This is a genomic window from Mycetocola sp. (assembly GCF_025464835.1).
Taxonomy (GTDB): domain Bacteria; phylum Actinomycetota; class Actinomycetes; order Actinomycetales; family Microbacteriaceae; genus Mycetocola_A.
Genome location: NZ_JAODMP010000081.1, coordinates 1 through 12,673, shown reverse-complemented (window position 1 = coordinate 12,673; position 12,673 = coordinate 1). Strand labels below are relative to the sequence as shown.

The 12,673-nt window shown below is 66.5% G+C and carries 12 protein-coding genes; 3 read left to right on the top strand and 9 right to left on the bottom strand.

What is annotated here, in order from left to right; translation table 11 throughout:
• The 7 genes from JWP90_RS10270 to JWP90_RS10240 form a co-directional block, all read right to left on the bottom strand.
• On the bottom strand, positions 1 to 1,312 hold a 1,312-nt coding region (locus tag JWP90_RS10270), incomplete at its 3' end, for an MFS transporter (RefSeq protein WP_297363452.1).
• A 181-nt stretch (positions 1,313 to 1,493) separates the two neighbouring features.
• Entirely contained in the window at positions 1,494 to 1,646 is a 153-nt protein-coding gene (locus tag JWP90_RS10265; protein WP_297363450.1) for a hypothetical protein, read from the bottom strand.
• A gap of 291 nt (positions 1,647 to 1,937) precedes the next feature.
• Positions 1,938 to 2,408: a 6,7-dimethyl-8-ribityllumazine synthase gene (gene ribH / locus JWP90_RS10260; RefSeq protein ID WP_297363447.1), complete on the bottom strand. Its 471-nt coding sequence runs from the start codon at positions 2,406 to 2,408 to the stop codon at positions 1,938 to 1,940.
• Positions 2,405 to 3,721, bottom strand: coding sequence for a GTP cyclohydrolase II (gene ribA / locus JWP90_RS10255; RefSeq protein ID WP_297363443.1), 1,317 nt, complete (start codon positions 3,719 to 3,721; stop codon positions 2,405 to 2,407). The genes ribH and ribA overlap by 4 nt, the downstream gene beginning before the upstream one ends.
• Complete coding sequence (locus tag JWP90_RS10250) at positions 3,718 to 4,377, bottom strand: riboflavin synthase (protein WP_297363440.1); 660 nt, start codon at positions 4,375 to 4,377, stop codon at positions 3,718 to 3,720. The genes ribA and JWP90_RS10250 overlap by 4 nt, the downstream gene beginning before the upstream one ends.
• Complete coding sequence (ribD, locus tag JWP90_RS10245; protein WP_297363455.1) at positions 4,358 to 5,371, bottom strand: bifunctional diaminohydroxyphosphoribosylaminopyrimidine deaminase/5-amino-6-(5-phosphoribosylamino)uracil reductase RibD; 1,014 nt, start codon at positions 5,369 to 5,371, stop codon at positions 4,358 to 4,360. Before ribD ends, JWP90_RS10250 begins: the two co-directional genes overlap by 20 nt.
• Before the next feature lie 414 nt (positions 5,372 to 5,785).
• Positions 5,786 to 6,757 carry a sugar-binding transcriptional regulator gene (locus JWP90_RS10240; protein ID WP_297363436.1) on the bottom strand — a complete coding sequence of 324 codons (972 nt, stop codon included), beginning with the start codon at positions 6,755 to 6,757 and terminating at the stop codon, positions 5,786 to 5,788.
• A gap of 147 nt (positions 6,758 to 6,904) precedes the next feature.
• Between JWP90_RS10240 and JWP90_RS10235 the strand changes: the two genes are divergently transcribed.
• From JWP90_RS10235 to glpK, 3 genes are all read left to right on the top strand, one after another.
• Positions 6,905 to 8,620 carry a glycerol-3-phosphate dehydrogenase/oxidase gene (locus tag JWP90_RS10235; protein ID WP_297363433.1) on the top strand — a complete coding sequence of 572 codons (1,716 nt, stop codon included), beginning with the start codon at positions 6,905 to 6,907 and terminating at the stop codon, positions 8,618 to 8,620.
• A 148-nt stretch (positions 8,621 to 8,768) separates the two neighbouring features.
• Positions 8,769 to 9,536: an MIP/aquaporin family protein gene (locus JWP90_RS10230; protein ID WP_297363430.1), complete on the top strand. Its 768-nt coding sequence runs from the start codon at positions 8,769 to 8,771 to the stop codon at positions 9,534 to 9,536.
• A gap of 56 nt (positions 9,537 to 9,592) precedes the next feature.
• Positions 9,593 to 11,107: a glycerol kinase GlpK gene (gene glpK / locus JWP90_RS10225; protein ID WP_297363427.1), complete on the top strand. Its 1,515-nt coding sequence runs from the start codon at positions 9,593 to 9,595 to the stop codon at positions 11,105 to 11,107.
• Positions 11,108 to 11,275: 168 nt separating this feature from the next.
• Here the strand turns inward: glpK and JWP90_RS10220 are convergent, their stop codons facing one another.
• Both JWP90_RS10220 and JWP90_RS10215 read right to left on the bottom strand, forming a co-directional pair.
• A complete protein-coding gene (locus JWP90_RS10220; protein WP_297363423.1) occupies positions 11,276 to 12,007 on the bottom strand; it encodes an HAD family hydrolase in 732 nt (243 codons plus the stop codon).
• Positions 12,004 to 12,591 (bottom strand): GNAT family N-acetyltransferase, encoded by a 588-nt coding sequence (locus JWP90_RS10215; RefSeq protein ID WP_297363420.1) that lies wholly within the window; start codon positions 12,589 to 12,591, stop codon positions 12,004 to 12,006. The genes JWP90_RS10220 and JWP90_RS10215 overlap by 4 nt, the downstream gene beginning before the upstream one ends.
• Positions 12,592 to 12,673: the final 82 nt, after the last annotated feature.

Here is a 12,673-nt window from a genome sequence, read left to right as displayed (position 1 = left end):
GGTAGACGCCCACCAGCACGGGGCTGCCCTTCGCCATTTCCCAGAGCCAGACGGCGATGAACGGTGCCACGGCCGCGCCCAGGATGCTGGAGACGTTGTAGCTGACGGCCGAGCCGGTGTACCGGACGTTGGTCGGGAACAGCTCCGGCAGCAGCGCACCCATGGGTCCGAAGGTCAGTCCCATGAGGGAGAAGCCGATGATGAGGAGCGCCATGGTGCCCACGAAGCCGCCGCTGAAGAGCGGGACGAACAACAGGCCGAAGACGAAGATGCCGCCCGTGACTGCCATCAGCATCTTGCGACGGCCGTACTTTTCGGCCAGCGGGCCGGAAACCAGGGTGAAGATGCCGAAGAACACGACGCCGGCGATCAGCATCCAAAGGAAGTCGTTGCGGGAGAATCCCAGGCCGGGGACGAAGGCGGCTGCGGCGGCCTCGGTCATCGGCTTGCCGGCCTTCTCGGCCGCGGCCTTGGCGGCATCCAGGCTGGAGGCGCGGGTGCCGTAGGTCAGCGTGAACGTGGTCATCAGGTAGAAGAGCACGTAGGTGGCCAGCATGATGAACGTGCCCAGGATCAGCGGACGCAAGCTGGTCTTGAAGACGCGGGCGAGCGGCAGCTTGGCGACTTCGTTGGATTCGATCACCTTGGTGAAGGCGGGAGTTTCGATCAGCTTGAGGCGGACGTACAGGCCGATGATGACCATGACGGCGCTGAGCAGGAACGGCACACGCCAGCCCCAGGCCATGAAGTCCTCCGCTGACAGGGCGTAGCTGAAGACGAGGAAGATGACGTTGGCGATGATGAAGCCGATCGGCGCACCCAGCTGCGGGAAGGTGCCGTACCAGGCACGCTTGCCTTGCGGGGCGTTCTCGGTCGCGACCAGCGCGGCACCGCTCCACTCGCCGCCGAGGGCGAAGCCCTGGGCGAGGCGCAGGATCACGAGCAGCAGCGGGGCGAACCAGCCGATGACAAGGTACGTCGGGAGCAGTCCGATGAGGAACGTCGCGATTCCCATCGTGAGCAACGCGGCGACGAGCGTCGTCTTGCGACCCACCTTGTCTCCGAGGTGCCCGAAGAAGATCGCACCGAGGGGGCGGGCAACCATCGCAGCGCCGAAGATGGCGAAGGATGACAGCAGTGCGGTCGTTTCGTTGCCTGCGGGGAAGAAGAGGTGGGGGAAGACGAGGACCGCAGCGGTTGCGTAGACGTAGAAGTCATAGAACTCGATGGTCGTTCCGACGAGGGACGCGAGGATGACCCGGGACTTCGGGTTGGCTGGAGCCTGGCTGGGAGAAATGGCGGGAGCTGACATGAGCTTTCTTTGATGGCGATGCAGGAAGAAGCTGCCGGAGGCGCGGCCGGTCGCGTCTGTCGCCCCGGTGGCAGAAAAGTGTGCTGGTCCCGCTTGTGACGGGACCAATACACCCTACGCCCAGTTCGGGCCTGCCAGGGAATTGTGCGCGACCGTGTGCCTTCTGGTGGCCTCAGTGCCGTTACGATCCGTTGAACTCGAGCAGCACCGTGCAACTGGCCTGATCGTCGGTGGCGATGCCGGACGCTTCGGATGCCGCATCCAGCCCGAAAGCGTGAGTGATCAGTTCACCGGCGACCGGTGTTTCGGCCAGCACGGCGAGAGCGCGGTCCACCCATCGCTGAAACGGAAAGAACCACGCAGGTCGATCTCGTGGCTCACGAGCAGGCCGAGCGGAGCCGGGACGGGGTTTTCGAGCGCCCAACCAGGCGATCCGGCAGATTGAGCCCGTTCGGCCTCACCGGAGCGCACCTGCAGCGTGCCCCGAACTCGCCGAGACACCCTCAAATTCAGCAAAGTGGGCGCGACACGCCGGTTGGAGTCGTCCGCCGCACGGCGTGTCGCAAGGAACTGCTGAATTTGAAGTCGGTTGCTGAATTTGGGGTCGCACGCAGCCGACGCGGGCTCAGGCGCGCAGGTCGCGCAGGAGCCGTGCGGTCACCACGGCCGCTTCTGCGGCCTCGCGTCCCTTGTCCTCCTTCGATCCGGGCAGGCCGGCGCGGTCAAGGCCCTGCTGTTCGTCGTCGAGGGTCAGCACGCCGAAGCCGACGGGTTTACCAGTCTGGATCGTGACGTGGGTCAGGCCGGAGGTCGCCGCATCCGATACGTACTCGAAGTGTGGTGTTCCACCGCGGATGATCACACCGAGCGCGACGACCGCATCCGCACCGGCGTCGAGCGCCGCTCTCGCGGCGACCGGGAGCTCGAAACTCCCCGGCACCCGAACGAGACGGTGGGATGCCCCGCTCTCGTCCAGCGCGCGGGTCGCCCCGGCGATCAGCCCGTTGGTGATCTCTTCATGCCAGTGCCCGGCGATGACGACGATGTCGAGGCCGGTGCCGTCGACGTTCAGTTCGGGGGATCCTTCACCGCTCATGATGTTGTCCTGCTTTCCCGGCCTGCGGCCGTAATTGCTGTCGGTGCGAATTCGTGGCCCATGCGGTCACGTTTGGTTTCGAGGTAGGTCTCATTGAAAGCGCCGACGCCGACGACGAGGGGCACCCGTTCGGTCACTGTGACGCCGTACTCTTCGATCTGGCGGACTTTTTCCGGGTTGTTGGTGAGCAGGCGGATGCTGGTCACACCCAGGTCGTGGAGGATCGAGGTGGCTGCGAGGTAGTCCCTGGCGTCGGCAGGTAAGCCGAGCGCGAGGTTGGCGTCGAGGGTGTCGAGGCCGTCCTCCTGCAGCTGGTATGCCCGCAGCTTGTTGATCAGGCCGATGCCGCGACCCTCGTGGCCGCGCAGGTACACCACGACGCCGCCGTGGCGCTGAACGGCGTCGAGGGCGGTGTCGAGCTGGGGGCCACACTCGCATTTCAGGGAGCCGAACGCCTCACCGGTCAGGCACTCTGAGTGCACCCGGACGACGGCACCCGGCGCGGTGTAGTCGCCGGCGAGGATGGCGACGTGGTCGGCGCCGGTGTTCCGGTCCCGGTATGCGCGCATCCGGAATGTCCCGTGCGTTGTCGGCACGTTGGTTTCGACCTCGAACAGCACGGGGGAGGACCTGACGACGGGTTCCCGGTCGTCGGTGGCGAAGTCGGCGGCCGGCATCGCGCCGGCGGATGCCGCTGGGGCTGCCTCACGCGTGTTCAGGTAGTCGATGAGCGCAGCGATCGTAATCACCGGAAGTCCGTCGCGCTCGCCGAGGGCGATGAGCCCGGGCAGCCGCATCATGTTCCCGTCGTCGTCGACGACCTCGCAGATGGCGCCGACCGGGGTCAGGCCGGCGAGGATCATCAGGTCGACGGCGGCCTCGGTGTGGCCGGCCCGCTGGCGAACGCCGCCGTCCACGGCGCGGAGCGGCACGATGTGCCCTGGGCGGATGAGCTCGCTGGGGACCGCGTCCGGGTTGCCGAGGGTGCGGAGGGTGTGGGCGCGGTCGGCGGCGCTGATGCCCGTGGTGATGCGGTCGGCCGCGTCGACGGTGATCGTGTACGCGGTCTGGCGCAGATCCTGGCTCTCGCTCACCATGATCGGCAGTTCGAGCCGGTCCGCGATCTCGTTCGTCATCGGCGCGCAGATGTACCCGCTCGTGTTGCGCACCGTCCAGGCGACCCAGTCGCGGGTGGCGAGTTCGGCGGAGAGGATGACGTCGCCTTCGTTCTCACGTCCTTCATCGTCGGCGACGAGCACCGGCTTGCCCTCGCGGAGCGCGGCAAGCGCTTCGGGGATGGTGGCGAGGCTCATGCGTCGCTCCTTTCGCCGGCCGGCTGTGCCGTCGGCATCCGTTCCTGGGCGAACTGGAGTGCGAGCATGCGCTCCACGTGCCGCGCCAGGATGTCTGTTTCTATGTTGACCCGGTCGCCGACGACGCGCGCGCCGAGGGTTGTCGCGGTCAGGGTCTCTGGGATCAGTGACACCTCGAACCACTGGTCGGGTTCGGTGGCCGGGGAGACGGCGCTGACGGTGAGGGAGATGCCGTCGATGGCGATCGATCCCTTGTCGGTGACGAGCCGTGCCAGGTCGTCGGCGAGGCTGAACCGCACCACCCGCCAGGCGCTTCCGTCGCTGATCGACAGGATCGTGGCTGTGCCGTCGATGTGCCCCTGCACGATGTGACCGCCGAGGCGGTCGCCGACCTCAGCGGCCCGTTCAAGGTTCACCCTGCGGCCGGGCTCAACGCCGTCGAGCGTCGACATGGCGAGGGTCTGGGCCATCACATCGACGGTGAACGAGTCCGATGTCTGGTCGACGACGGTCAGGCACACGCCGGACACCGAAATCGAGTCGCCGTGCTTCGCTCCGGTGACCGCGAGTGGTCCCCGAACGGTGATCCTGGCGGCATCGGCGGTACGGTCGACATCGGTGACCTCGCCGATCTCCTCAATGATTCCGGTGAACATGGTCAGGTCCTTTCGGGCGGGCGATGACCAGCAGATCGTCGCCGAGGGTGTGCACGCTGTCGACGGCGAGCCGTCTGGCGTCTGAGATGGAATTGACACCGATGTCGGTGACGGCGGTGCGGCTGCCGCCGAGCAGGGCAGGGGCGAGGTAGATGAGGTACTCATCGACGAGGCCGGCGGCGATGAACGCGCTGATCAGAGTGGGTCCGCCCTCGAGGAACAGTGAACGGATACCGCGCGCGTGCAGGGCGGCGAGGTCGGCGGCGAGATCTTGGCCGTCGAGACGGACCGGGCGGCGAGGGTGAGCATGAAGTGCAGCGGATTCCGGGAGATCACGACGGCCGAAGACCACGGGGGTCGGCTGTGACGGGTAGAGGGTCCCTGATGAGGTCCTGGCGGTGAGGGCCGGGTCATCGGCGAACACGGTTCCGGTTCCCACCCCGATGGCGTCGGCCGCGGCGCGGCGGGAGTGCACGTCGGCGCGGGATTCGGGCCCTGTGACCCACTGGCTGCTGCCGTCGGCTGCCGCTGCGCGACCGTCGAGGCTCTGCGCCCATTTGGCGATGACGAATGGGCGGCCGAGGCAAGCGGCGACGAGCCAGCTGCCGAGGAGCGCTTCACCGGCAGCGTGGAGCACACCGGGGATGACGTCGACGCCTGCCGCGCGGAGGGTGTCTGCGCCACTCCTCGAGTGCTCACCCGGGTCGTCGACCGAGTACACGACGCGGGAGACGCCCGCGTCGATGAGCGCCTGAGCGCACGGCCCGGTGCGGCCGGTGTGGTTGCAGGGTTCAAGGGTCACGACGGCGGTGGTGCCGCTGGCGGCTCCAGGGGCGAGCTGCGACAGAGCGTCGGTTTCGGCGTGGGCCGTGCCTGCGCCGCGGTGCCAGCCTTCGGCGATCACCGTGCCGGCTCCGTCGAGGATCACGCAACCGACCTGGGGGTTCACTCCGCGTGCCGGTCCGCGGCGGGCGAGGTCGAACGCGCGGCGCATGGCGTCGGCCAGCGGAGGCGTGCTCAGTCCGGCGTGCTCGTTGCTCTCGGTTGTGTGGCGGGGCGCCATCGGATCTCATCTCGTTGTAGAACGAGCCCCGGGGTGCCGCCACGAGCGTGCAAACGCCGTCGACGACCGCGGAGCAGGAGATCCTGCGACGCGCGTGCTGCCTCCCATCCGGACTCGAGCCCTGCCGCTTTCGCAACCTGACCCATAACCGTCGGTACCGGAGTTTCACCAGTTCAATTCCGCACATTGCTGTGTGGAACTCGCGGACTATCACCGCCGGTTCGGACTCTCACCGACCCCGGAGCACGTTATTCGTTGTGTCTATCGTATGGGAAACGCTCCCCGGTCCGCAGTATTCCCTGCTGATGTGACGGCGTTGGTCGATTGGCGGTGTTCAGGCGGCGTTCAGGCGGCAAGAATCTGCCTGGCGGTTCCCGAATCGACGATGAGGTCCGTCACCAGGCCGGCGGAGAGCGCGCCCCGAAGGGTCTGCAGTTTGCTCTCGCCCGAGACGACGCACACCCGCCTGGCGATGCCGCGCAGCACGTCGAGGCTGGGCCCGCTTGACCTGTCGTTCAGCGGGATGCCGTCGCTCGAGCCGTCCTCGCGGTAGAAGACGGTCGCGATGTCGCCGACGACTCCCGATGCGCGCAACTGGGCGAAGTCGTCGTCGTCGAGGTACCCGCCGATGTAGACGTGGCTCGGCACCCCGGCGAACGGCGAGCCCAGGCCGAAGACGATGGTGTCGAGCGTCTTCTGCATTTCGACGACGCGGCTGATGCTGCGCTCCCGCCAGAGGGCTGCTTTCGTTTGCGGGTCATCGAACACGGCCGGCACCGGGAACTGTTGCACGGTTGCCCCGAATGCCGTACCGAATCGCTGCAGGATCTCGCTGGCGTAGAGGATGCCTGTGGTTCGCGGATTCGCGGCGCCGTTGAGCTGCACGACGGTTGAGTTGTGGGTCGGCTTCGCATAGAGATGCCGGGACAGGGCGCTCATCGTGGACCCCCATGCGACCCCGAGCGACATGTTCGAGTCGACGAAGCCGCCGAGAATCCGTGCAGCCGAGAGCGCCACCCGGTCGAGCCTTTCGACGTCGCTCGACTGGTCAGGCACGGGGACGACGTGCGCGGTCACCCCGAATCGAGACCGGATGTCGCCCTCCAGTTGCCGAGGCACGTCGAGGGGGGACCGCACCTGGATTTCGACCAGGCCGGTCTCGCGGGCGTGGCCGAGGAGCCGGGAAACCGACGAACGGGAGGTGTGGAGTTCGTGGGCGATGGCATCCATCGTCAGGTCCTGCAGATAGTACAGCTGGGCGGCCGTGAGAGCGTCCCTCATCTTCGGACTCAGCTGCGCGGCTTTGGACGGGCTCATCTCTGCTCCTTGCACGTTTGTGCATCGGGTTTGCACGTTGGTGAATATACCCGAACAATCGACAGGACACGAGGAACCACGAAATCCGGATGCCGCAGCCCCGCCGCGACCCGCCCGAGTTTCGCCGCCAGACAGGAGCAGAACGCCATGAAGCAGCCAGGCCACCAGCGGGCATCCGTCGACACCCTGCGGAGCCGCCCCCGCGCCCGCGTGCTTGTCATCGGTGGAGGAATCAACGGTCTGGCTGTCTTTCGCGACTTGGCGTTGCAGGGCGTCGACGTTGCGCTCGTCGAGCGCGGTGACTACTGCTCGGGTGCGTCGGCCGCGTCGAGCCACATGATCCACGGAGGCATCCGCTACCTCGAGAACGGCGAGTTCCGACTGGTTAAGGAGTCGGTCGCCGAGCGCAACGGACTGCTCAAGATCGCGCCGCACTACGTCAAGCCGCTGCAGACGACGGTGCCGATCTTCTCCACTTTTTCCGGCATCGTCTCGGCGCCGCTCCGGTTCCTCACCCACAAGTCGGGCAAGCCCGAGGAGCGTGGCGCACTGCTGATCAAGGTGGGGCTCGCGCTGTACGACTCCTTCTCGCGTGACGGCGGTTCGGTGCCCAGGCACCGGTTCCTCGGCAGGAAGAAGGCGCTCGCCGCCCTGCCACAACTCAACCCGGCGCTGAAATACACGGCGACCTACTTCGACGCGTCCATGCACGACCCGGAGAGGCTCGCCCTCGACGTGCTCCGTGACGGACTGGACTCGGGACCACACGCCCGCGCCGCAAACTACGTCGAAGCCGTGGGCTTCGACGACGGCGCTGTCCGGTTGCGCGACGGTGTAACCGGCGACGAGTTCGCGTTCCAGGCCGATGTCGTTCTCAACACATCCGGGCCATGGACCGACCTGACGAACTCCGCGCTCGGGCAGCCGACGTCGCTGATGGGCGGCACCAAAGGGTCGCACATCGTCCTGGACAACTCTGAGCTGCTCGCCGCGACCGGCGGGCGCGAGATCTTCTTCGAGCACGAGGACGGGCGAATCGTGCTGATCTACCCGCTCAAAGGCAAGGTGATGGTCGGCACGACCGACATCGACGCCGACCCGTCCCAGCCGGCGATCTGCACCGACGACGAGATCGACTACTTCTTCGACCTCGTGAAGCACGTCTTCCCGACCGTCCCGGTCGGTCGCGGCGACATCGTCTACCGGTTCAGTGGCATCCGCCCGCTGCCGGGGCACGGCGACCTGGAACCGGGCTTCGTCTCCCGTGACTACCGGATCGTGCCGAGCACACTCGGCCAGGGGACCATGCTGAGTCTCGTCGGCGGCAAGTGGACCACCTTCCGTGCGCTGGCCGAGCACCTTTCCACCGAGACCCTGCAACTGCTCGGCATGCCGAGGACCGTTTCGACCGCCGGGCTGCCGATCGGCGGGGGAGCGGGCTTCCCGACGACGGATGCCGCGATGCAGGTCTGGCTCACGGACAACTCCCGAGAGGTCGGCAGGGCGCGTGCGTTGCAGCTGATCGAACGTTACGGCACACGCGCGACAGCCCTCATCGAGGAACTCGCCGAAGCCGGCGACGACCGGCTGCTGAACGCTCCGGACTACAGCGTGCAGGAGATCGTCTGGCTCATCCGCACCGAGCACGTCGTGCATCTGCTCGACCTGGTGCAGCGGCGAACGAGCATCGCGTTCACCGGAGAAGCGACCCACGCTCTCCTGGCCGAGCTCGCCGCGCTGCTCGCTGAAACGCTCGACTGGGAGCTCGGGCAGGCGGAAAGTGAGGTCGACACGGCGGCGGAGATTCTCCGCACCGTGCATGGCGTTCAGCTGAACTCCCGCCAGGTGGGCGCCGGCGCCTAAAACGGCGAGAAAACGGGCAAATACCTGCACGCATTCTCACCCGGACCCTCTTGTCCCGCGGAGTGAAAGCTCGGTACGTTGCAGACAGCAACGAAAACCAACGCCGGTCAGGCTCTGCACCCCGGGCGAAAAAGCAAGGAAGGTCAACGTGGACGTAACTTTAGGATCTATTTTCCTCTCGGAGGTTGTCGGTACGGCACTCCTCATCCTGCTCGGTGGTGGTGTTGTCGCGAACGTCGTGCTCGCGAAGACGAAAGGCTTCAACGGCGGCTGGCTTCTGATCAACTTCGGGTGGGGTTTCGCCGTCTACATCGGTGTGCTCGCCGCATACATCTCCGGAGCGCACCTGAACCCTGCGGTCACCGTCGGACTCATCACCTCAGGTCTTCAGGAGTTCCAGGACGGCATCCCGGTTGACTTCGCCTCGACGTTCACCTATTTCGGCGGTGAAATGCTCGGTGCGTTCATCGGGGCCGTGCTTGTGTACGTGACCTACAAGCAGCACTTCGACGCGTCAGAAGACGCCGGCGCGAAGCTCGCCGTCTTCTCAACCGGGCCCGCCATCCGCAACTACGCCTGGAACCTCGCCACCGAGATCGTCGGCACCTTCGTGCTGGTCTTCGCTGTGCTGTCCTTCGGGCGTCAGGGCGAGACGCCAGGACTCGCCGCCCTCGGCGCGTTACCCGTCGCGATCGTCGTTGTCGCCATCGGTATCTCCCTCGGCGGTCCGACGGGATACGCGATCAACCCGGCCCGTGACCTCGCACCGCGCATCGCGCACGCCATCCTGCCCATCCGGGGGAAAGGCCCCAGCGACTGGAGCTACGCCTGGGTCCCGGTCGTCGGGCCCCTGCTCGGTGGTGCGATCGCCGGCTGGGCATCCCTGGTCCTTCTGCCGACCGTCGGCGCAGTTTGATGCGAGCCGGCAGCATCTTCATCTAATCCCGCACTGTCAACAAAGGAGTACTCATCATGGCGGACTACGTCATCGCAATCGACCAGGGAACGACAAGTTCCCGTGCCATCGTCTTCGACAAGTCCGGGTCGATCATCTCGACCGGACAGCTAGAGCATGAGCAGATCTTCCCGAAGGCCGGCTGGGTCGAACACGACCCCGCTGAGATCTGGAACAACACGCGTGAGGTCATCGGCCAGGCGCTCTCCAAAGCGAGCCTCACCCGACACGACATCGCCGCGATCGGTATCACCAACCAGCGTGAGACCGCGGTCGTGTGGGACAAGACCACAGGCAAGGCGATCTACAACGCGATCGTCTGGCAGGACACCCGCACACAGCCGATCGTCGACCGCCTGGCAGCGGATGGGGGCGTAGAGCGGTTCAAGCAGAAGGTCGGCCTGCCCCTCGCGACCTATTTCTCCGGCACGAAGATCGTCTGGATCCTGGAGAACGTCGAAGGAGCACGCGAGAAGGCGGATGCCGGCGACCTGCTCTTCGGGACCACCGACAGCTGGGTGCTCTGGAACCTCACCGGCGGCACCGACGGCGGGGTGCACGTCACCGACGTCACCAACGCCAGCCGCACACTGTTCATGGACCTCGAAACGCTGCAGTGGGACGACGAGATCCTCTCCGTCTTCAACGTGCCGCGGTCGATGCTGCCCGAGATCAAGTCCTCGAGCGAGGTCTACGGTCACGCGCACACGTCGAGTCTTCTCCGCGAGACGCCGATCGCCGGCATCCTCGGCGACCAGCAGGCGGCCACCTTCGGACAGGCCGCGTTCGACGCCGGTGAGTCGAAGAACACGTACGGCACCGGTAACTTCCTCATCTTCAACACCGGCGAAGAGATCGTCCACTCAAAGAACGGCCTGCTAACGACGCTCGGCTACAAGCTCGGCGACGCGAAACCGCACTACGCACTCGAGGGTTCGATCGCCGTGACGGGATCGCTCATCCAGTGGCTGCGCGACAACCTCGGCATCATCAAGTCGTCGCCCGAGGTCGAAACCCTCGCCACCACCGTGGAGGACAACGGTGGGGTCTACATCGTCCCGGCGTTCTCCGGACTGTTCGCCCCGTACTGGCGCCCGGAGGCCCGCGGCGTGATCGTCGGCCTGACCCGGTTCGTCAACAAGGGACACATCGCGAGGGCTGCGCTCGAGGCGACGGCGTTCCAGACTCGTGAGGTGATCGAGGCGGTCAACGCCGACTCCGGTGTCGACCTGACCGAACTCAAGGTCGACGGTGGCATGGTCGCCAACGATGCCCTCATGCAGTTCCAGGCCGACATCCTCAACGTGCCGGTCGTCCGCCCGGTCGTCGCGGAGACCACGGCGCTCGGTGCTGCCTACGCGGCCGGACTCGCTGTCGGATTCTGGGCGAACCTCGGCGAACTGCGCAGCAACTGGCAGGAGGACAAGCGCTGGGAGCCGTCGATGGACGCCGCAGACCGCGACCGCTTCATCCGCCTGTGGAAGAAGGCCGTCACCAGGTCCTTCGATTGGGTCGACGAGGACGTGGAGTAGCAGCAGCACCGTCGAATCCGGGCCTGTCCTCCTCGCGGAGGGCGGGCCCGTTCTTATTGGTGCCAGGTCGGGGTGCGGCGATCCAGGTGGCGTGCGTACGCTCAACAGGTCGCGGCCTGCGTACGTTCTCAGGCGGATCGGCCGGTTCCCGCTTCTCCTGTTCGGCGGCTACAGCTCGTCGAGCGTTGTGATCGTCCGGACACCGGCGGCCTGCGCCAGCTCGACCGGGTCCTCCGAGGTCTTTCCGTGGCCGATACCACCGACGACGACGTCCCCGCCGAAACGGTTCAGCCACACCCCGGCGAGACCTGCGGATGCCGCGCCGACGGCATCCGTCAGCAGCCGATCCCCGACGTACATGGCCTCTTCTGGCGCGATGCCGAAGAGAGCGCACGCGCGTTCGAAGATTTTCGGGTCGGGCTTCGCGACACCCACAGCACCGGACGCGATGACGTGTTCGAACCGGTCGCCGAGCCCGGTGCGTTCGAGTTTCACCCGCTGAAAGTCCAGCTCGCCGTTGGTGATCACGCCGACCCGCACGCCGGCATCCGCCAGCCGGTCGAGGCAGGGGATCGCATCGTCGAAGAGCTCCCACGCGCCGCGGTAGCTCTCGAAGTAGGTGTCGAACCAGGCGTCGGCTTCGACCTCCGAGAGGGTGACGCCGTGCGCCGCCGCGAAATCGAGCGCTCGCGCTCGTCGCTGTCCGGCGAAGGTCAGTTCCTTCGACAGGTACCGGTGGTAGTGCCGGTCTTCAAGCTCATGCCAGAGGGCGACCGAGTGTTCCCGGTCGGGGAGCGGGAAGGGAGCCGTCTCGTCGACGTGCCGGAGGATTCCGCGTGAAACTGCGCCGCGGTGATCCATCAGTGTGTCGTCGAGGTCGAACAGTGCCAGCTTCGTCATCGCTGGAACGCCTCCGCGGGCCACCCGTGTGCCGGACCGGCCAGGTCGGCCGGGGCCAGCTCTGCGCGGTGGCTCGGCGGGAACTCGCCGAATCGTTCGACCTCAGCGCGCCCGGTTCCGAGGTAGCGGAATCCTGTTCGCTGGGCGACGATCGCCGAGCTTGCGTTGCCGACCATGGCTTCCCACAGGATGGACTTGTTCGACGCGCGACCCGGAATGCTCCACTGGCCGGAGAAAACCCAGCCGGCCACGGCGCGGACGGCTTCTGGCATGTAGCCGGCACCGCGCCAGGGGGCGCCGAGCCAGAATCCGACCATCGCCTGGGTGTCGTTCCAGTCGCGCAGGGAGACGACGCCGAGCAGCGTCGGCTCGTCTTTGCGCCGCAGGGCCCAGGTGAGTTCAGTGCCGCTCGACCACCCGGGGTTCACCACCCGGGAGAGAAAGCTTTCAGCGTCCGAAAGTGCGTACGGCTGCGGCACCGTGGTGAACTGCTGGATCAGCGGGTCCTGGCAGTACGCGAAGATGAACGGGATGTCGCTTTCGATCGGCGCGTCCAGGATCAAACGGTCTGTTTCAAGTCGCACGACATCCATGCGCTCAGCTTACCGAGGGGGAGGCGGCCCGGCCTCGTGCGCACAGCTCCGCCTCTCGGGATGCTCGGGCCTT